Source organism: Nonomuraea sp. NPDC049480, from assembly GCF_044465905.1.
In the GTDB taxonomy this organism is placed as follows: Bacteria; Actinomycetota; Actinomycetes; order Streptosporangiales; family Streptosporangiaceae; genus Nonomuraea.
In genome coordinates, this window is the sequence record NZ_JBITMD010000011.1 from 1 (window position 1) to 19,461 (window position 19,461).

Consider the following 19,461-nt stretch of genomic DNA (forward strand, 5'->3'; position numbering starts at 1 on the left):
CCGCGGCCTGCTCGTCCTCGACCGCGGCGCCGAGGTGCTCAGCAAGCATCGCGTGAAGCCGGGCCATGCCCGCCACCCCCTCCGGCAGCCGAGCCCTGGCCAGCCGCTTGCCAGTGGCGTCCATCAGCTCCACATCGTGGTGGTCTTCGGCCCAGTCGTCTCCCACGAACAGTCGCACCCGTCCTCCTGCGTTTGTCTTTGCTGGTCAGCGGCCCGCAGGAGAACCATCAGCGACCTAATGAAGCAGTGCTCACGCCGCATACGGGCGGGCACGACATCCCATCAGCGATCAACTCTCCCGACCAACCGGCAGGGGCACGCTCTTTCGTCAGGACTCAACGTCCAGGAGAGCAGAGTGCTCACCTACCGGCGGCCACTATCCACCACGGAGTCTGCCGGATGGCTTACTCCCAGAACTCATTAGGAGAGACAAACATGCGATCGAAAGCCGTACGTGGCAGTGTGGGGTCATGTGCGGTAGATACGCCTCTGCGCGCAAGAAGCACGAGCTGCTGGAGGAATTCCAGGTCGAGCTCGACGCGGAGCCCGAGAAGGAGCTCAACGCCGACTTCAACGTCGCGCCCACCAAGAACGTCTACGCCGTCATGAGCCGGGTGCCCGAGGCGGCCGATCGGGCGGTGCGGCAGCTCAGGGTGGTGAAGTGGGGCCTGGTGCCCCCTTGGGCCAAGGATCCCTCGATCGGGTCGCGGCTGATCAACGCCAGGGTCGAGACGGTGACCGAGAAGCCGTCGTTCCGCCGGGCGTTCGCCAAGCGCAGGTGCCTGCTTCCCGCCGACGGCTACTTCGAATGGATGCCGGTCGAAGGCGAAAAGAAGAAGAAACAGCCGTACTTCATCCATCCGGCCGATGGCGGGGTGCTCGCCATGGCCGGCCTGTACGAGTTCTGGAAAGACCCGACACGCGATGACGACGACCCGCTCAAATGGCTGGTCACCTGCACCGTCATCACCACCGACGCCGAGGACCACTTGGGCCGCATTCATGACAGGATGCCCATGATGATCGAGCGGGAGCGCTGGGAGGAGTGGCTCGACCCCAAGCTCACCGACGTCCAGCAGGCGTCGGGGCTGCTGGTTCCGGCTGATCAGGGACGGCTGACGGCGTACGCGGTCTCGACGGACGTCAACAACGTCAGAAACAACGGGCCCGACCTCATCAAACCGCTTCCTGAAGAGGAGGAAACGGCGCTTTTCTAAAGGTGTAAGAAGCGCGGTAAGTGGGCATCCGGTGAGGAAAGCGATGCATCCGTTTACTCGGTGTCACCGCCATAAATGCCCCCTTTAATTGCGCCGGGCGGGACATCCGGGGAGTTCTCGCCGCGGGTTGCCCTCGTTTACCCGGAGGTGCGGATTCGTGGACGTCACGACCGCTCGTGAGCGGCTGGAAGACATGCTCGCCGAATTGGATCGCTCGATCGGCGTCCTGCAGGGCGATCCCGTCGCGGTGCGCGAGCACTCTGCGGCGGACGCAGGCTCGGACCTGACCGACGCGGACCGCGCCCAGGCCATGCTGACCGTGGCCACCGCACAGCGGCGCGCGGTGATCGAGGCGCTCAAGCGCCTGGAGGAAGGCGTGTACGGCAGGTGCGTCGACTGCGACAAGCCGGTGCCGGAAGGCCGGCTGGAGGCACGGCCCGAGGCGGCGCGCTGTGTGCAGTGCCAGGGCAAGCAGGAGCGCCGCCGCTAGAGGCCGCGTTCCCACGTCACCGGGAGCGCGCCGCCGGACACGAAGAACGGCGGGCCGGCTTTCGGCGGGGGCGCCGGGTCTCAGGCGGGGTTCAGCGCCTGCGAGCGCCGGGCCGTCGGGTGAGTTCAGCGCTTGCGGGCGCTGGCCACCAGGTGGATGCCGACCGTGTCGTCGTCGTCCGGGTGGGCCTCGAGCTCGGTGCGCACGAGCCAGTTCAGGGAGCGCGCGTCGGAGCCGAGCACGTGGTCCACCGTGGAAGGCGACAGCACCGTGCGCGGCCGCATCCACTCCACCTCGAGGCCGGCGCCGATCAGCAGCTCGCGCAGCTGCCCGCTGCTGAAGCAGCGCGTGATGCTGCCGTCCGGCCAGGGCACGAGCATGACCTCGCCGGTCTGCCGCAGGTGCTGCCAGTGCTCCTGCTCGGCCAGGATCGCCATGCCCAGCACCAGCGAGTCGACGCACACCAGCGCCCGGCCGCCGGGCCGCAGCACCCTGGCCACGTCGCTCATGGCCGACTCCGCCATGAGCTCGATCGACATCACGCGCTCCTCGGCGAGCACCGCGTCAACGCTCGCGTCGGGAAGGAACGCCAGATCGTCGGCGCGTATGTGGCGGACCCGGTCGGCGTCCCGCAATCGGGACTGCGCGTCGACGGTGCGGCGGAAGTCCAGCACCTCGACGACCCGGTGGCCGGCCCTGGCCGCCTGGCCGGACCAGCGCCCGCGACCGCCCGAGAGATCGAGGATCACGGAGGGCTCGGCGGGAAGCCATCGGTTCAGTTGTTCGGCGGCGACGGCGCGGTAGAACGTCCAGTACGGCCCGAGCGTCCCTGAGCCGTTCAGTTCCTCGGCCGGAATGGGCAGCACACGCGACTCCTGGGTTCCGGAAAAAGGGCTACCAGCCGGTACGTATGACGTTCCCCGCACCGGGTCGTTCGTACCTTCTATCTTGCGGGAACAGACGGGGACACGGGGGTGTTGCGACGAGCATGCTCGCTCTTGTTGATGGTCGCGATCGCTTCGGGGCTCGTTGGCATTATTACTCTCGCGCTCTCCCCCCGAGCTCCTTCGCCCCGTTTGCAGATCCCCTCCCCGATGCCCGACAGGCTTCGGTCCAACGGGTATCCTCCCCTGAGTACGGTGTCCCGCCACAGCCGGTCACCGGTGATCTTAGGGGGGTGGGTCCGGTGCCCGCGACAGGCGCGGAGACGCTGGAGCAGCGAAGTGAGCGGTTCGAACGCGACGTCATGCCGTATCTCGAACAGCTCTATTCCGCCGCGCTCCGGATGACCCGAAATCCCGCGGACGCGGAGGACCTCCTGCAGGAGACCTTCGCCAAGGCGTTCGCCTCGTTCCACCAGTTCCAGCAGGGCACAAACCTCAAGGCGTGGCTCTACCGGATCCTGACGAACACGTTCATCAACAGCTACCGCAAGAAGCAGCGCGAGCCCAAGCAATCCGGCACCGAGGAGATCGAGGACTGGCAGCTCGCCCGGGCGGAGTCCCACACCTCGAGCGGGCTGAAGTCGGCCGAGGTCGAGGCGCTGGAGCACCTGCCCGACGGCGACATCAAGCAGGCGCTGGCGGCGCTGCCGGAGGAGTTCAGGATCGCGGTCTATCTGGCCGATGTCGAAGGCTTCCCCTATAAGGAGATCGCCGACATCATGGGCACGCCGATCGGCACCGTGATGTCGAGGCTGCACAGGGGACGCAGGCAGCTGCGGGGCCTCCTTGAGGACTATGCCCGCGAGCGTGGCCTGGTCCCGGCGGAGGGATCGAAATGAGCTGTGGCAAGCCGCACGAGACCGACTGTCGCGAGGTGCTCGACAAGGTCTACGCCTACCTCGACGGCGAGCTGGCCGAGGGTGACTGCGTGGACATCCGCGTGCACCTGGACGAGTGCGACCCGTGCCTGAAGGAATACGACCTGGACAAGGCGATCAAGGCGCTCGTGGCCAAGCACTGCGGCTGCGACCCGATCCCGGGCGATCTGCGCTCCAAGGTGCTGGCGCGGATCGCACAGGTGAGGTCAGAGCTGGCTGACTAGGATGCACCGCATGCGTGTTTTGGTCACCGGAGGCGCCGGGTTCATCGGCTCGAATCTCGTCGATCGCCTGCTCGCCGACGGTCACGAGGTCGTCGCGGTGGACGACCTGTCGTCCGGGAGCAGGGACAACCTGGCCGGAGCGGAGGCCGACGAGCGGTTCCGGCTGCACGAGCTCGACGTCCGCGACCCCGCCCTGGCGGATCTCGCGGCCGAGCTGCAGCCCGAGGTCATCTGCCACCTGGCCGCGCAGATCAGCGTGCGCAAGAGCGTCGCCGACCCCGTCCACGACGCCGCCGTCAACGTCCAGGGCACGGCCGGCGTGCTGACCGCGGCCCGCGAAGGGCGCACGCGCAAGGTGGTGTTCGCCTCGTCCGTGGCCGTCTACGGCCGGCCGAGCACGATCCCGGTGCCCGGCGACGCGCCGACCGACCCGCGCTCGCCGTACGCCGCCTCGAAGCTGAGCGGCGAGATCTACCTCGCCACGTTCCGCGCCCTGTACGGCCTCGAATACACCACGCTGGTGCTCTCCAACGTCTACGGCCCGCGCCAGTCGCCCGAAGGCGAGGCCGGGGTCGTATCGATCTTCACCGACGCCCTGCTCGGCGGCACGCCCACGGTCGTCTACGGCGACGGCACCCAGACCCGCGACTACGTCTACGTCGAGGACGTGGTCGACGGCTTCGTCCGCGCGTGCGGCAAGGACGGCGACGGCCGCAGATTCAACCTGGGCACCGGCATCCAGACCACCGACCGGCGCCTGCACTCGCTGATCGCCGACGCGGCGGGCGCCGCCGACAAGCCGGGGTTCGCGCCGCCGCGGCTGGGCGACCTGCCGGCGATGGCGGTCGACCCGGTGCCGGCCCACGACGAACTCGGCTGGGAGCCGCGCACCGACCTCGGCACCGGGATCAAGAACACCGTCGAATGGGCCAGGGGACGTCGCCAGGCGTAGTGGCTTGATTACGCTTTGCTTGCGATTTCCGACTCTGCCCGTGTGGCCACCTCGTCTTCTGTAGCGTGAACCCCAGAAGTCGACGTGGAGGCATCTGGATGTTGAAGGTTGCGGTAGCCCGGCTGCTCATGGCCATCGTGCTGATCGCCCCGGTGATCGCGGTGATCGGCGGAGCGTTGCCTCCCGGGGTGTCCTGGACCTGACGACACCGTAGGGGGCCGCAATGCGTGACCTGCCATGGGCCGCGAGGGTCTATTTGGTCGTCGTGATCGGGGCGGCGGCCGCTCTCATCGTACGCAGCGTGATCACCTCCGACGCCCCGGTGGCCGCGGAGGATCTCGACGTCCTGCTCGTGCTCGCCCTGCTCTTCCTGGTGTGCGAGTCGATGCCGACGCTGCTCAACGTGGACCAGTTCGCGGTGTCGGTCAGCTTCTCCGCCTCGCTGGCCGCCGTGGTGCTGATCGGCCCGGACGGCGCGGCGCTGGTGGGCCTCACCGCCATCCTGAGCGTCCGGCCCGGGCTGCCGCTGATCAAACGACTGTTCAACGGCGCGCAGTTCGCCATCTGCGGCTACGCCGCCGGGCACGTCTACTACACGCTCGACGGCAAGGTCGGCCTCCCCAAGGTCGACGCGTTCGACGACCTCATCGGCCCCTACGCCGCCGCCACCGCCGTCTTCGTGCCCCTCAACATCGCCCTCACGCTCACCATGATCGGGCTGGCCACCCGGGTGCGGGCCGAGGTGCCGATGCGCGGCATGGCCCAGTTCCTGCTGTCCTATCTCGGCTACGGCACGTTCGGGCTGCTCGTGGCAGGGCTCTGGGCGACCGTGCAGTCGATCTCGGCGGTGCTGGTGCTGCTGCCGCTGTTCGTGGCGCGGTGGGCGTTCGGTCAATACCACGCGCAGCAGCGCTCGTACGACGCCACCATCGCCGCACTCTGCCAGGCCGTCGAGACCAAGGACTACTACACCAGGGGCCACTGCACGCGCGTCTCGCACGCCTCCTCCATGATCGCCCAGGAGATCGGCATGGGGCTGGAACGCGTGCGGGCCATCCGCTACGCGGGCATGCTGCACGACGTCGGCAAGCTCGGCGTGCCCACCAAGGTGCTGCAGAAGGACGGGCCGCTCACCGAGGAGGAGTTCGCCGCGATCCAGCTGCATCCGATGCGCGGGCTGGAGATCGTGCGCGGCATCGGCTTCCTCGACGAGGCGTACGCCGGGATCATGCACCACCACGAGAAACACGACGGCACCGGTTACCCGATGGGGCTGGCCGGCGACGAGATCCCCGAGTTCGCCAAGGTCATCGCGGTGGCCGACGCGTTCGACTCGATGACCTCCGACCGCTCCTACCGCGGCGCCAGGCCCGTGCCCGAGGCCATCGAGGAGCTGCGCAAGAGCGCAGGCACCCACTTCGACCCGGTCATGGTCACGGCCTTCATCCGCGCGCTCGAACGCGAGCCGTGGCAGCCGCCGCGCCGCGTCGACCCGCCGCCCGACGCCGCCGAGGCCCCGATCAAGGACCACGACGACCCCACCATGCCGATCCAGGTCGTGACCGGACAATGACCACCACAGAGCGCGCCAGGCGCGCGGAAACGTCGATGAACACGGTCCTGCGCAGGCTCGACTCCGGCCAGCTGCTGCTCATCTGCGCGGCCGGGCTGGTCGCGGTCGCGGGCGTCGCGCACACGGCCACGGTGGGGCTCGACCGGCCGGAGATCGCCGTCGGGTTCGGCGCGCTGATCGCGGTGGGCGAGCTGGCCAGGCTCACCATGCCGGGCAACCGAGAGGTCGCGCCGATCGGCGCCGCCGCCGCGCTCGGCTACACGCTGCTGCTCGACCTCAGCCAGAACCCGCTGCGCCACTCCGCGCTGCAGGTCGTGGCGGTGATCGCGGTCGGCATGCTGGCCGGGGCGCTCCCGCATCTGGCGGTGGGTCGTCCGCCGCGGCTGGACGCGATGGCCCGCCGCCTGCTCACCGGCGCGCTGCTGGCCTTCGCCTTCCGCCCGCTGGCCGACCCGCTCTACGAGCTGACCAAGGATCCCACCAGCACCTGGTGGCCGGCGCTCGCCGTGATGGTCACGCTCATCGCCGTCAGCCTGCTCATCGACGTGCTGATCGCCGCCTGGCTCAGGGCCGAACAGGTGCGCACCGCGTTCCGGGTGGCCGTGCGCGACGAGATCAACATGGCCTTCCCGCTCGGCGCCGCCGTGGCCTCGTCCGGGGTGCTGCTCGCGCTGGCCACGCACAGCATGGACCTGGTGGCGCTGCTGGTGTTCGCGGCCCCGCTGCTGGTCACGCAGGTCGCCTTCCGCAAGTACGCCGGGATCCGCGCCACCTACCTGCAGACCGTGCGCGCGCTGTCGCGGGTCACGGAGGTCGGCGGCTACGTCGAGCCGGGACACTCGCGCAGGGTGAGCCGCCTGGCGGTGGCGATCGGCAGGGAGCTGGGCATGGCCGAGCCCGAGCTGCTGGAGCTGGAGTACGCCGCGCTGATGCACGACATCGGCCAGCTCTCGCTGCGTGACCCCATCCCCGGCGGCGCGACCGTGCTCACCGAGCCCGAGCAGGCCCGCCGCATCGCCGAACTGGGCGCCGAGGTGATCAGGCAGACGGGCGTGCTCGACCGGGTGGCCGAGGTGGTCAGGCGCCAGTGCGACCCGATCGCCGACGACCCGCCGCTGTCGAGCCGCATCATCAAGGTCGCCAACGCCTACGACGACCTGGTGGGCCCCTCGACGGACCGCGACCGCGCGGGCGCGGCGCTGGAGCGCATCCGCCTCGCGCCCGGCGGCGCGTATGATCCGCACGCACTGGAGGCGCTGGCGCGCGTGATCGACCGGGGCCGTGTCTAAGCTGTTGTAGCGTTCCCGCAGTCCGGCGCCTGCGTGTCCCGTTTCGGGCGGCTCACCATTGTGGGGTTCCTACAGATCGTGCTCGCCGGATCGGTGGTTTCGGGGGAAAGGGGGCAAGCCGTCGGCGGCCATAGGGTGGTCGGCGTGTTTACTGAGACGCTCGGACCCGTTCTGATCGCCAACCGAGGGGAGATCGCGCGGCGGATCATCCGCACGGTCAAGCGGATGGGCCTGCGCGCCGTCGCCGTGCACTCGGAGGCCGACGCCGGCCTGCCCTTCGTCCGCGAGGCCGACGAGGCTGTGCTGATCGGCCCGGCCAACCCCGCGCAGAGCTACCTGGACACCGGGAAGGTGCTGGAGGCGGCCCGCGCGACGGGAGCGCGGGCGATCCACCCGGGCTACGGGTTCCTCTCCGAGAACGCCGCGTTCGCCAGGGCCGTGATCGACGCCGGGATGGTGTGGATCGGCCCCACGCCGGAGTCCATCGAGCGCATGGGCGACAAGATCAACGCCAGGAACCTGATGGAGGCCGCGGGCGTGCCGGTAGCCGCGGGCACCCGCGAGCCGGTCACCGACCTGTCCCAGGCGTTGCGGGCGGCCGAGGCCATCGGCTACCCGGTCATGGCCAAGACCGCCGGCGGCGGCGGTGGCATCGGCATGAGCGTGGCCCACGACGACGAGGCCCTGGCCAAGGCGTACGAGCAGGCGGCGCGGGCGGCGTCCAGGTTCGCGGGCGTGAGCTCCGACGCGCTGGACGGTCCGGCCGTGCTGCTGGAGCGCTACATCGAGCGGGCACGCCATGTCGAGGTGCAGATCCTCGGTCTGCCCGACGGCCGCGTCGTGGCGCTGGGCGAGCGCGACTGCTCGGTGCAGCGCCGCCACCAGAAGGTCGTGGAGGAGTCACCGTCCCCCGGCATCACCCCCGAGCTGCGCGAGCGCATGCTGGCCGCGGCCGTGCGGGCCGGCGAGACGGTCGGTTACCTCGGCGCGGGCACCGTCGAGTGCCTGGTCGACGCCGACAAGCAGGACTTCGTGTTCCTGGAGATGAACACCCGGCTGCAGGTGGAGCACCCGGTCACCGAGCTGGTCACCGGCCTCGACCTGGTCGAGCTGCAGCTGCGCGTCGCCGCGGGTGAGAGCCCCGACGTGCGGGTCGAGCCCGGCGGGCACGCGATCGAGTTCCGCGTGTACGCGGAGGACCCCAAGCGGTTCTTCCCCGGACCTGGCATGATCACGGCATGGGAGGAGCCGGTCGGCGACGGCGTACGCGTGGACTCGGGCTACGAGGCGGGCACCATGGTCACCCCGTTCTACGACCCGCTGATGGCCAAGCTCTGCGTTCACGGGGAAAACCGCACCGACGCGCTGGAGAAGGGCCGCAAGGCGGTCGAGGCGTTCGTCGTCGAGGGGCCCAAGAACAATCTGGCGTTCTGTGCTGAACTGCTGGATAACGCCGAGTTCGTCACCGGCGATTACGACACGGGCCTGGTCTCACGGATGCGGGCTTAAGGTTAATTTCATGATGAAAGAGGGGAGCCCCGGTGGCTGAGGTACGCGCTGAGATGGTGGCCAACGTGTGGAAGGTCCTCGTCAGCGAGGGCGACACCGTCTCGGAAGGGGACACGCTGGTCATCCTCGAGTCCATGAAGATGGAGATCCCGGTGCTGGCCGAGGAAGACGGCGTGGTGGCCCAGCTGAAGGTTTCCGAGGGCGACGTCATCCAGGAAGGCGACCTGATCGCCGTCATCGAGTAGCGCGGGCCATGAACTTCGCGCGATCGACCACCACGCGTTCGATCGTGCCCCGGCCCACGACGGTGCGCTTGTCGTGGGCCTCGAAGGCGAAGGCCAGCCGGCGGCCGTCCACCTCGACGAGCTCGACGCCGATCTGGACATGCGTGCCCAGCGGGCTGGCCGCCAGGTGCTCGAGCTCGACCCGGGTGCCGACGGAGGTCTGACCGGGCGCGAGGTGCTCCTCGACGGCGCGTACGGTCGCCGCCTCGGCCAGCGCGAGCAGCCGGGGCGTGGCCAGTACGGGCACGTCGCCGCTGCCCAGCCTCTTCGCGGTGTCCTCCATCTCGACCATGATGAGCGACTGGGCGCGAAGCCCTGGAACGAGCGTCATGGGATCACACTACTCATGACGCGTCGACTTCCCGGAAACGCGGACAAGTACCGTCATGAGGTCGCAGGATAGGGTTTGTACGACTTGAGACGTTTGAGTGGCATGTGGGACAGGTGAGTCGTACACTCTCTGAGTTCCGTGACCACTGTGTTACCTCACCGCGACAAAGGTTCGCTTTGTTGGGACCGCGGGGTCGAGAGGTTACAGAGGTAGGGGGTAGCGGGGGGATCATGGTGGCCCAAGGGACGACACTGGCGGGGCGGTATCGGCTCGATACCCGCATCGGCGCCGGTGGCATGGGCGAGGTGTGGCGAGGCGAGGACATCGTGCTCGCTCGCACCGTCGCCGTCAAAGTGTTGCTTCCCGGCCGCATGGAGGACCCGGGGTTCGTCGCCCGCTTTCAGGGGGAAGCGCGGGCGATGGCCACGATCAATCACTCCGGCGTCGTCGACGTCTACGACTACGGCGTCAGCGGCGACACCGTCTACCTGGTGATGAAGTTCGTCGACGGCGAGCCGCTCGACCGGCTGCTGGCCCGGCTGGGCAGGATCCCGCCGCAGGCGGCCATGGAGCTGATCGCGCAGGCCGCGTCGGCGCTGCAGGCCGTGCACGACCAGGGCATCGTGCACCGCGACGTCAAGCCGGGCAACCTGCTCGTGCAGCGTGACGGCACGCTGGTGCTCACCGACTTCGGCATCGCCCGCTCCGACCTGGCCAACCGGCTCACCGACGTCGGCATGGTGCTGGGCACGGCCGCCTACTGCGCGCCTGAGCAGGCCGAGGGCGCTCCCGTCACGCCCGCCGTCGACATCTACGCGCTCGGCGTGGTCGCGTACGAGTGCCTGGTGGGGCAGCGGCCGTTCGACGGCGACAGCGCGGTCACGATCGCGCTCAAGCACATCCGCGAGGCCCCGCCGCCGCTGCCGCCCGACATCCCGTACGCCGTGCGCCAGCTGGTCGAGATCGCCCTGTCGAAGGACCCGGCCAGGCGGTTCCCGACGGCCAAGGCCATGAGCGATGCCGCGCGCGCGATCGCCACCGGCCAGACGCCGGCGCCCCCTCCCGAGCCCGTGGTCACCGGGGCGACGATGGCGCCGCCGCCGGACTACCCGGTGCAGCAGACAGGCCAGTTCGACGGCGGACCGTACCAGACCGGCGTCCGCATGTCCCGCCGCGACGACACGACGATCGCCGAGCGGCGCGGGCGCCGCGCCGCGAAGGCCCCGCGCAGGACCGGGCTGATCGCGGGCATCGCGGCCGTGGTGGTGCTGGGCGCGGGCGCCACCGCCGTCGCGCTGACCGGCTTTCCCAATGTCGAGCCGACGGTGACCGCGACTCCCAGCCTCGCCGACGATTCGGACAGTTCGCCCAAGCCGTCGACCAAGCCGTCCAAGAGGACCAAGCCCCCCACGAAGGCCCCGACGCCGGACCCCAAGCCGACCATCACCAAGCCGAGGGTGACGCAGACCGAGAAAGCCGAGACCCCGACCCCCACCCCGTCGAAGACGCCCACCGCGACACCGTCGAAGACGCCGTCGCCGACGCCTTCGTCGACCGTCAAGAAGGTGCTCGTGCCCAAGGTCGCCGGGATGCCGTACCTGGAGGGCCAGGAACGCGTTCAGGCGGCCGGCTTCGACGTGCGCGTCGACAACCAGACCGTCACCACCAACGGACTGCGCTGCGGCAAGATCCAGCAGACCCAGCCGGTCGGCGGAACACCGTTCGAGATCACCAAGCCGGTCAAGCTGATCGTCATCGACGGAGTCTGCCCGGAGATGTCGCCGAGTCCCAGCCCGACCGGCTCGGTCAAGCAGTAGGGTCACACGCCCGTCGTGTTGCGCGGGTAGGCGATCTGCGGGTCGGTCGCGATGTTGACCATGTACGGGATCCCGGAGTCGAACGCCCTGCGCAGCGCCGGGGCGATCTCCGACGGCTTGGTGACCAGCTCCCCGCCTCCGCCGAGCGCGGTCACGACCTGGTCGTAGCGGCACTGCGGCTGCAGCTCGGCCGCCACGTCGTAGCCGTACAGGAGCTGCATGGGGTGCTTCTCCAGGCCCCAGATGCCGTTGTTGCCGCAGATCATGACGACCGGCAGCCGGTGGCGTACGAGGGTGTCGACGTCCATCAGCGAGAAGCCGGCCGCGCCGTCGCCGAGCAGCAGCACCACCTGCGAGGAGGGCCTGGCCAGGCGGGCGGCGATGGAGTAGCCGAGGCCGGTGCCGAGGCAGCCGTACGGGCCCGGGTCGAGCCAGTTGCCCGGCTGCTTGGGCTCGACGTATTTGCCCGCGTAGGAGACGAAGTCGCCGCCGTCGCCGATCACCACGGCGTCCTCGGCCAGCACCTTGCCCAGCTCGCCGTAGACCCGCATGGGGTGGATCGGGTCGGAGTCCGAGGCCAGCAGCTCGGCGTCGCCCGCGATGGCGGCGGCGGCCGCGTCCGACAGCTTCGACACCCACGACGCGTAGGCGTCCGGCTTGACCCCCGCGTCGGCGCAGGCCGTGCCGAGGCTCCAGAACACCACCGAAAGGTCGCCGGCGGCCGACGCGACCGGCTGCATGTGCGTGGCCAGCTGCGACGGCGCGTCCGCGATGTGCACCACACGGGCCAGCGGAGCGCCGTCCTTGCCGCCGAACCACCCATAGCCCAGGCGGAAGTCGAGTGGGGTGCCGATCACGATGACCAGATCGGCCTGGGAGAAGGCGAGCCCGCGGGCGCGCGTGACGAGCAGCTCGTGCCCCGAGGGCAGGATGCCGCGGCCCTGGCCGTTGGGGATGACCGGCAGCCGCCACGTCTCGGCGAAGTCGCGCGCGGCCTCCTCGGCCCGGTCCATCCACACGTCCGAGCCGTACACCAGCACCGGGCGCTCGGCCTCGGCCAGGAGCCCGGCGATGGCGGCCAGGTCGTCGGGGTCGGGCTCCAGGGGGGAAGGCGTCTGCGTCCGCACCTCATGCACCGGCGAGGGGGCGAACAGGTGGTCCATGTAGAAGTCGAGGAAGACCGGGCCGCGGTGGGGCGCGACGGCCGTGCGGAAGGCCGACTCGACCTCCTGGCCGACCGACTCGGCGTCGGTGGCGGTGAACGACAACTTGGTGATCGGGCCGAGCAGCGGCGGGTGGTCCATCTCCTGCAGCGCGCCGCTGCCCCAGCGCGACTTGGGCGCCCGTCCGCCCATGACGACCACCGGGGAGCCGTTGAAGTGCGCGGTCGCGATGCCGCTGACGCCGTTGGTGATGCCGGGACCGGCGGTCAGCACGGCCAGCCCCGGCCTCCTGGTCAGCCTGGCCGTCGCCTCGGCGGCGAACACCGCGCTCTGCTCGTGGCGTACGTCGAGGATGCGCATGTCCTCGTGCACCGCGCCATCGTAGATCGGGAAGACGTGTCCTCCGGAGAGGGTGAACATGGTCTCGACGCCATAGGCCTTGGACACGGCGACGGCGGCGTCACCGGCGTGCTTCGCAGACTCCATGCCCGGAACTTACCAATCAGTCACACGGGTAAACAGATCTTCAACGACAGCACAGCGACACCGACCCGTTCCTCGCAGTGGCGATGATCTTCCGTGGCGATTCCCTGTCCTTCTTGATGTCGAGGGTGATGTTGGTGGCCTCCGCCGTCACGTCGTAGGCGCCCTCGGGCACTCTCACGTCGACGTCGCCCCTGGTCCTGACGATTGCCCGAACGGACGTCGGCGGGTTCGCGAACCACAGCTCCACGTCGCCCGCGCCGGTCTCCACGTCGGCCTTCTCGACGTCGAGCCGGTTGGCGTCGATGTTCCCGGTGCCGGTCCTGGCCCAGAGGGCTCCGGAGACGTCACCGATGCGGACATTGCCGGAGACCGACGTCAGGCGCAGGTCGCCGAAGGTGTAGTGCACGGCCAGCTCACCGCTGGTGGTACCGGCCACGACGTCGGTCTCCGGCGGTACGGAGACCATGTAGTCGGCGTGGCACAGTGGGCCGTCCGGCTGGTCGGCGCCGGGACAGACCGCCTCCAGCCGCAGCGTCGAGGTGCCGGCGTCCCAGTCCTCGGTGACGTCCGGCCGGTTCCTGGACCAGCGCAGCGTTCTGCTGATCATCAGCTCGCCCGCCCGGCCCGCCACGATGATCAGGTTCACCTGACCGGCGGTCGCCTTGATCTCGACCTTGTCCTTCGTGAACGAGATGGACCGCTCCGTGGTCTCCATCGGCATCTTGGCCCTGGCGAACCCGCGCCACAACGACACCGTGGAGACGAGCAGCGCGATCACGGTCGCCACGGTGCCGGCGGCCAGCCAGGCCGCTCTCACGGCAGGCTCCTGATCTTCAAGAACTGCAGCACGGCGAGGACCCGCCGGTGGTCGCCCTCCGCCGGGGACAGGTCGAGCTTGGTGAAGATGTTGCCGATGTGCTTGCCCACCGCGCCTTCGCTGAGCACCAGCGCCTGGCCGATGCCGGCGTTGGAACGGCCCTCCGCCATCAGCTTGAGCACCTCGTGCTCCCTGGGCGTCAGCCGTTCCAGCGGGTCGCTGTTGCCGCGCAGGATGAGCTGGGCGACCACTTCGGGGTCGAGGGCGGTGCCGCCGGAGGCCACCCTGCGCAGCGCGTCGATGAACTCGGCCACGTCCGCCACCCGGTCCTTCAGCAGGTATCCGACGCCGCCGTTCGCGGCGGAGGCCAGCAGCTGGGCGGCGTAGCGCTCCTCGACGTACTGCGAGAGCACAAGCACCGGCAGGCCGGGCTGCTGGCGGCGCAGCACGAGCGCGGCCCGCAGGCCCTCGTCGGTGTGCGTGGGCGGCATCCGGACGTCGGTGATGACCAGCTCCGGCCGGTGCTCCTCGGCCGCCCGCAGCAGCCCCTCGGCCTCGTCCACGGCCGCCACGACCTCCATGCCGGAGGCGTCCAGCAGCCGGATCAGCCCTTCGCGCAGCAGCACGGAATCCTCAGCGAGCACTACTCGCACGGCAGCTCCACCTCGATCGTCGGGCTCACTCGCACGGTAGCTCCACTTCGATCGTGGTCGGGCCGCCGAGCGGGCTGGACAGCCGGAGCGCCCCGTCGACGGAGTCGATGCGCTGGGCCAGGCCGCGAAGGCCGGTGCCGCCGTCCAGCCGGGCGCCGCCGCAGCCGTCGTCGTACACGAGCACGTGCAGCCGGTCGCGCTCGCGCCGCACGCTCACCTCGGCCTTGGTGGCCGCGGCGTGCTTGGCGATGTTGGTCAGTGCTTCGGACACGATGAAGAAGGCCACCGCCTCGATGGTCGGACTGGCACGCCGTTCCATATCGACGTGCAGCTTCACGGGGAAGGGGGCGCGGGCGGCGACGCCGGACAGCGCCGCGTCCAGGCCCTGGTCGTTGAGCACGGCCGGGTGCAGACCGCGGACGAAGTCGCGCAGCTCCTTCAGCGCCTGCTTGGCCTCCTCGTGCGCCTGCGCGATGGCCTCCTTGGCCGACTCGGGCAGGTCGGTCAGCGTGGCCCTGGCCAGGCCCAGGTTCATGGCGAGGGAGACGAGGCGCTGCTGGGCGCCGTCGTGCAGGTCCCGCTCGATCCTGCGGCGCTCGGCGTCGGCCGCGTCGATCACGCCCGCCCGGCTCTCGGTCAGCGTCTCGATCCGCTGCCCCAGCTCGGCCCGGCTGGGCCCGAGCAGCGTACGCGCCACCGACAGGTCCAGTATCGCCAGCGCGCGCGCCAGGATCGGCGCGAGCACCAGCGACACGAACCCGATGACCACGAAGACCATCACCACCCGGTTGTCCCTGAGATCGAACACGAACTCCAGTGGCGGGTCCTCCAGTTTCGCCGGCAGGAACGACAGCAGCCCCACGACCGCTCCGCCCCACGCCACCGCTATCACGAACGCGGCCGCGCCCCCCACGAACGGCGACAGCAGGTGATAGGCGATCTGCCGCCACGTGGCCGGGCTGCGCCACCCGCTCGGCGTCGGCACAGGCGGGATGCGCACATCGAGGAACGCCGCGAACCTGGAGCGCTGCACCCGCGTGAACAACGGCAGCCCGCGCCGCAGCAGCGGCGGCACCGCGATCACGACGAGCGTCAGCCCGCCGAGCACCACGGCGACCGGCAAGCCGATCATCACGTGGGCCGTGTCGAGCCAGGCCCGTGCCGACCACGGACGGGGGACCTTCATGACCCCACGGTATTGAGCCCGGCGGAGGACGCGAAATGGGTCTGGTGTGCGGGTGGATGGTGGGGCTAGCACCACCCCCCGAGCCGAACCGCAGGCGGCCGGCTAGCGGACCTGGTGCCGGAAGGCGGCGGGATCGAATGTGCCACCGAGCGTGGGGGCCAGCCCATGGCGCGCCACCTCCGCGAACGCCTCCCGTCCGAGAGCCCCCGCCCCCTCCGGCAGCGCACCCGCCAACGGCCGGGCGGCCAGCATCTCCAGATCGGCCACGTTGCTCCGCGCCACGATCCCGGGCTCGTCCGGCCACCGCCCTATGACCAGCCCGGCCAGGTCGAGCCCGCGGTGGGCGAGGGCCTCCAGGGTGAGCGCCGCCTGATTGACCGCCCCGCGGCCGGTCCCGGCCACGACGAGCACCTGCGCGCTCAGTGATCTCGCCAGATCGGCGATGGTCGCGCCGTCCTCGTCGTACCGGTCGAGCAGCCCCCCTGTCCCTTCCACGACCACCAGCCGGTTGCTCTCGGCCAGCTCCCGCACCAGCCGCGCGGCCCCCGCCATCGGCACCGGTGGCATCCCGGCGGCCCTCGCCGCCGCGGCCGGTGACAGCGGCTCGGCGAACCGGCACAGCTCGAAGGTGGTGGTGACCCCGGCAAGCCGGATGACCGCGTCGAGGTCCCCCGGATGCCCTGGCGCGACGCCGGTCTGAGCGGGCTTGACCACGGCAACGGCGGAACCCCGCCCTCTGGCCAGCGCCGCCACGGCGGCCGTCACGACGGTCTTGCCCACGCCGGCGCCGGTGCCTGTGACGACGAGAATGCTCATGGTCCCAGCGTAGGCCCGTCCTTCCCGCACGCCGGCGAAGGTCTGAGGGAAGCGATGGCGCTCCATGAGCCGGCCACCGGAACGATCCCGCCGGTATGGCGGAGAAAGGGGCGCTACGGCCGGCGGAGGCGGGTGACGAACTTGTAGCGGTCGCCGCGGTAGAGGGACTGCGCCCATTCGACCGGGTTGCCGTCGGCGTCGAAGGCGTGGCGGGTGAGCAGGAGCATCGGGAGGCCGACGTCGACGCCGAGGGCCTTGGCGTCGTACGGGGTGGCCAGGACGGTCTCGATGATCTCCTCGGCGTCCGTGAGCCGTACGTTGTAGGCGTTGTGCAGCGTCTCGTACAGCGACGAGTGCGCCTCCAGCTCCCGCCGCAGCCGTGGGAAGCGGCGCGCCGACAGGTGCGTGGTGTCGATCGAGACCGGCTCCCCGTTGGCCAGCCTGAGGCGGTGGATGCGCAGCACGCGGCCGCCCGGGTTGATGGCCAGCCGGCGGGCCAGTGGCTCGTCAGCGGTGATGTAGCCCATCTCGAGGATCTTGGTGTCCGGCTCCAGGCCGGCGGTGCGCAGGTCCCCGATGTACGAGGTCAGCTGCAGCACCTGCGCCACCTTCGGCTGCGCCACGAACGTGCCCTTGCCCTGGATGCGCAGCAGCCGCCCCTCGACCACGAGCTCGGTGAGCGCCTGACGCACCGTGGTGCGGGAGGTCTCGAACCGCACCGCCAGCGTCCGCTCGGGCGGCAGCGCCGTGCCAGGCGGAAGACTCTTGGTGAGCTCGAGCAGGCTGCGTTTGACGTCGTAGTACTTCGGTACACGGGGGCTGTCGTCTGTCACGCGCTCACCTTCACTTCTGCCACGGCGGTGAGGCGTGTTTGATCACCGCGGGATCATCGGAACTCACATTGGCCCGGGCGGTCAACCGCGGGCCCCCGCGGCCGGCCGACGCCGAGCGCCTGTCAGTCGCGAATCCGGGCTGCTCAGGCTGATGGTGAAGGATATCCACAGCAGTGCGCGCGATCGCAACCGAGGTCCGCACGGTGGCCGCGTCGAGCGGCCCGCCGCAGCTCTCCGCACCCACGCGACGCGTGTCGCGGGCGTACCACGTGCCCGTGGAGATCACCTCCGGCTTGCCCCGCACAACCCCGTCCCCGGCCCCGGGCGACTTCGGCAGTGTGACGGTTTTCACAATAAGAGTTTTCGCCAAGGGACCAGCCGGGTGAACGATGCCGTATTCGTGTTCACTGTGCGAACGCGTGGGCGTGCGGTGGCCTACTGCGGAGTCCTGCCCGCTCATGACGCTGCGCATTCCTCAAGGGAGTCGGTTTGGTTCTCGGCGGGGAAAGCACGCATGATGCAGTCGTGCCGACTCTCAGCGACCTGGTCGCCCGCCACACCGCTCTCGACGAGGCGGACCTCGATTGGCTGCACTCGCTGGTCTCCGACTGGCAGCTGCTGGCCGATCTGTCGTTCGCCGACCTCATCCTGTGGGCGCCCCTGCTGGGGGAGAACGGCTGGATCGCGATCGCCCAGATGCGCCCCACGACCGGCCCCACCGTCTACCACGACGACATCGTCGGCACAGTGGCGGCCAAGGGCGAGCGCCAGCTCATCGACACCGCGTGGAACGAGCGCCGCATCTGCCGCGAGGGCGATCCCGACTGGTCCACGGGCGTCCCGGTCAGGGAGGAGACGATCCCGGTCCGGCGCGCGGTCGAGGGTGGCGAGGGCCGCTTCCTGGCGGTGATCCAGCGCTCCACGAACCTGTCGTCGGCGCGTACGCCCTCCCGTCTGGAGCTGACCTACCTGCAGAGCGCCTCCGACCTGGCGCAGATGGTGGCCGAGGGCCGCTTCCCGTTCTCCGGCGAGGAGCCGATCCTGGTCCGCTCGCCGCGTGTCGGCGACGGGCTGCTCAGGCTGGATCGGGCCGGGCGCGTCACGTACGCCTCCCCGAACGCCCTGTCCGCCTACCGCCGGCTCGGCCTGCACGCCGACCTGGTAGGCGCCGAGCTGGGCCGGGTCACCGCGACGCTGTGCTACTCCGATGAGCCGATCAACGAGGACCTCATGATCGTGGCCAGCGGGCGCGCGGCCAAGGAGACGGAGGTCGAGTCGGGCGGCACGATCGTGCAGCTCAGGGCCATCCCGCTGATCGTCGGCGGCGGCCGCATCGGCGCGCTGGTGCTCATCAGGGACGTGACCGAGCTGCGGCGGCGCGAGCGAGAGCTGATGACCAAGGACGCCACGATCCGAGAGATCCACCACCGGGTGAAGAACAATCTGCAGACCGTGGCCGCGCTGCTGCGGCTCCAGGCACGGCGGCTGCGGGTCCCGGAGGGCCGGGAGGCGCTGGAGGAGGCGGTACGCCGGGTCGGGTCGATCGCGATCGTGCACGAGACGTTGTCTCACGCGCCCGAGGAGTTCGTGAACTTCGACGAGATCGCCGACCGGGTGATCGCGATGGCCGGGGAAGTGGGGGCGGCGGAGGCTGCGGTCACACCGCGGCGCGTCGGCGCGTTCGGCGTGCTGCCGTCGCTGATCGCCACACCGCTGGCCATGGCGCTGACCGAGCTGTTGCAGAACGCGTTGCAGCATGGGCGGCCCAAACGGCTGGAGGTGGTGGTGGAGCCGGCGCTCGACCGGCTCAACGTCACCGTGTGGGACGACGGGCGGGGACTGCCCGGGGGCTTCGACCTCGACAGCTCCACCAGCCTCGGCCTGCAGATCGTCCGCACGCTGGTCGAGGGCGAGCTGTCGGGCAAAATCTCCATCCGGCCGCGCCCGGAGGGCGGCACGGAGGCCGTGCTGTCGATCCCGCTGCCTGCCGGCTAGACGT

The 19,461-nt window shown here is 70.1% G+C and carries 20 protein-coding genes; 11 read left to right on the top strand and 9 right to left on the bottom strand.

Features of this window, described 5'->3' with window-relative positions; genetic code table 11:
- The first annotated feature begins 470 nt into the window (after positions 1-470).
- Together ACIBX3_RS29530 and ACIBX3_RS29535 are read left to right on the top strand one after the other, a co-directional pair.
- Positions 471-1,217, top strand: a complete 747-nt coding sequence (locus ACIBX3_RS29530; RefSeq protein WP_397122568.1) for an SOS response-associated peptidase — start codon at positions 471-473, stop codon at positions 1,215-1,217.
- A 157-nt stretch (positions 1,218-1,374) separates the two neighbouring features.
- On the top strand, positions 1,375-1,707 hold the full coding sequence (locus ACIBX3_RS29535) for a TraR/DksA family transcriptional regulator (protein WP_397122570.1): 333 nt from the start codon (positions 1,375-1,377) through the stop codon (positions 1,705-1,707).
- 125 nt (positions 1,708-1,832) lie between these two features.
- On the opposite strand, the gene ACIBX3_RS29540 is transcribed toward ACIBX3_RS29535, so the two are convergent.
- Positions 1,833-2,573: a class I SAM-dependent methyltransferase gene (locus ACIBX3_RS29540; RefSeq protein ID WP_397122572.1), complete on the bottom strand. Its 741-nt coding sequence runs from the start codon at positions 2,571-2,573 to the stop codon at positions 1,833-1,835.
- Between the two features lie 311 nt (positions 2,574-2,884).
- Here ACIBX3_RS29540 and ACIBX3_RS29545 point away from each other — a divergent pair, with 311 nt between their 5' ends.
- The 7 genes from ACIBX3_RS29545 to ACIBX3_RS29575 all read left to right on the top strand — a co-directional run bounded on the left by ACIBX3_RS29545 (position 2,885) and on the right by ACIBX3_RS29575 (position 9,321).
- The gene (locus tag ACIBX3_RS29545) at positions 2,885-3,490 is read left to right on the top strand and encodes a sigma-70 family RNA polymerase sigma factor (RefSeq protein WP_043624264.1); all 606 of its coding nucleotides are present in this window, start codon (positions 2,885-2,887) and stop codon (positions 3,488-3,490) included.
- Entirely contained in the window at positions 3,487-3,753 is a 267-nt protein-coding gene (rsrA, locus tag ACIBX3_RS29550; protein ID WP_397122574.1) for a mycothiol system anti-sigma-R factor, read from the top strand. Before ACIBX3_RS29545 ends, rsrA begins: the two co-directional genes overlap by 4 nt.
- Before the next feature lie 10 nt (positions 3,754-3,763).
- Positions 3,764-4,705: an NAD-dependent epimerase/dehydratase family protein gene (locus tag ACIBX3_RS29555; RefSeq protein WP_397122576.1), complete on the top strand. Its 942-nt coding sequence runs from the start codon at positions 3,764-3,766 to the stop codon at positions 4,703-4,705.
- Between the two features lie 223 nt (positions 4,706-4,928).
- The gene (locus ACIBX3_RS29560) at positions 4,929-6,278 is read left to right on the top strand and encodes an HD-GYP domain-containing protein (protein WP_397122578.1); all 1,350 of its coding nucleotides are present in this window, start codon (positions 4,929-4,931) and stop codon (positions 6,276-6,278) included.
- Positions 6,275-7,567: an HD-GYP domain-containing protein gene (locus tag ACIBX3_RS29565; protein WP_397122580.1), complete on the top strand. Its 1,293-nt coding sequence runs from the start codon at positions 6,275-6,277 to the stop codon at positions 7,565-7,567. The genes ACIBX3_RS29560 and ACIBX3_RS29565 overlap by 4 nt, the downstream gene beginning before the upstream one ends.
- A 144-nt stretch (positions 7,568-7,711) precedes the next feature.
- Positions 7,712-9,076 carry an acetyl/propionyl/methylcrotonyl-CoA carboxylase subunit alpha gene (locus ACIBX3_RS29570; RefSeq protein WP_397122582.1) on the top strand — a complete coding sequence of 455 codons (1,365 nt, stop codon included), beginning with the start codon at positions 7,712-7,714 and terminating at the stop codon, positions 9,074-9,076.
- Positions 9,077-9,108: 32 nt separating this feature from the next.
- Positions 9,109-9,321, top strand: coding sequence for a biotin/lipoyl-binding carrier protein (locus ACIBX3_RS29575; RefSeq protein WP_397122584.1), 213 nt, complete (start codon positions 9,109-9,111; stop codon positions 9,319-9,321).
- Here the strand turns inward: ACIBX3_RS29575 and ACIBX3_RS29580 are convergent.
- Positions 9,311-9,691 carry a thioesterase family protein gene (locus ACIBX3_RS29580; RefSeq protein WP_397122586.1) on the bottom strand — a complete coding sequence of 127 codons (381 nt, stop codon included), beginning with the start codon at positions 9,689-9,691 and terminating at the stop codon, positions 9,311-9,313. The two genes, ACIBX3_RS29575 and ACIBX3_RS29580, sit on opposite strands and share 11 nt — an antisense overlap.
- 230 nt (positions 9,692-9,921) lie before the next feature.
- Here ACIBX3_RS29580 and ACIBX3_RS29585 point away from each other — a divergent pair, with 230 nt between their 5' ends.
- The gene (locus ACIBX3_RS29585; protein WP_397122588.1) at positions 9,922-11,508 is read left to right on the top strand and encodes a protein kinase; all 1,587 of its coding nucleotides are present in this window, start codon (positions 9,922-9,924) and stop codon (positions 11,506-11,508) included.
- 2 nt (positions 11,509-11,510) lie between these two features.
- On the opposite strand, the gene ACIBX3_RS29590 is transcribed toward ACIBX3_RS29585, so the two are convergent.
- The 7 genes from ACIBX3_RS29590 to ACIBX3_RS29620 all read right to left on the bottom strand — a co-directional run bounded on the left by ACIBX3_RS29590 (position 11,511) and on the right by ACIBX3_RS29620 (position 17,922).
- Positions 11,511-13,157: an acetolactate synthase gene (locus tag ACIBX3_RS29590; RefSeq protein WP_397122590.1), complete on the bottom strand. Its 1,647-nt coding sequence runs from the start codon at positions 13,155-13,157 to the stop codon at positions 11,511-11,513.
- Between the two features lie 40 nt (positions 13,158-13,197).
- Positions 13,198-13,974, bottom strand: a complete 777-nt coding sequence (locus ACIBX3_RS29595) for a DUF4097 family beta strand repeat-containing protein (RefSeq protein ID WP_397122592.1) — start codon at positions 13,972-13,974, stop codon at positions 13,198-13,200.
- Positions 13,971-14,627 carry a response regulator gene (locus ACIBX3_RS29600; RefSeq protein ID WP_397122594.1) on the bottom strand — a complete coding sequence of 219 codons (657 nt, stop codon included), beginning with the start codon at positions 14,625-14,627 and terminating at the stop codon, positions 13,971-13,973. The genes ACIBX3_RS29595 and ACIBX3_RS29600 overlap by 4 nt, the downstream gene beginning before the upstream one ends.
- A 25-nt stretch (positions 14,628-14,652) precedes the next feature.
- Entirely contained in the window at positions 14,653-15,813 is a 1,161-nt protein-coding gene (locus tag ACIBX3_RS29605) for a histidine kinase (RefSeq protein ID WP_397122596.1), read from the bottom strand.
- Positions 15,814-15,915: 102 nt separating this feature from the next.
- Positions 15,916-16,629 carry a dethiobiotin synthase gene (gene bioD / locus ACIBX3_RS29610; RefSeq protein WP_397122598.1) on the bottom strand — a complete coding sequence of 238 codons (714 nt, stop codon included), beginning with the start codon at positions 16,627-16,629 and terminating at the stop codon, positions 15,916-15,918.
- Positions 16,630-16,742: 113 nt separating this feature from the next.
- Complete coding sequence (locus ACIBX3_RS29615; RefSeq protein WP_397122600.1) at positions 16,743-17,462, bottom strand: GntR family transcriptional regulator; 720 nt, start codon at positions 17,460-17,462, stop codon at positions 16,743-16,745.
- 10 nt (positions 17,463-17,472) lie between these two features.
- Positions 17,473-17,922: a hypothetical protein gene (locus ACIBX3_RS29620; protein ID WP_397122602.1), complete on the bottom strand. Its 450-nt coding sequence runs from the start codon at positions 17,920-17,922 to the stop codon at positions 17,473-17,475.
- A gap of 65 nt (positions 17,923-17,987) precedes the next feature.
- On the opposite strand from ACIBX3_RS29620, the gene ACIBX3_RS29625 reads away from it, so the two are divergent.
- Entirely contained in the window at positions 17,988-19,457 is a 1,470-nt protein-coding gene (locus ACIBX3_RS29625) for a histidine kinase N-terminal domain-containing protein (protein ID WP_397122604.1), read from the top strand.
- Positions 19,458-19,461: the final 4 nt, after the last annotated feature.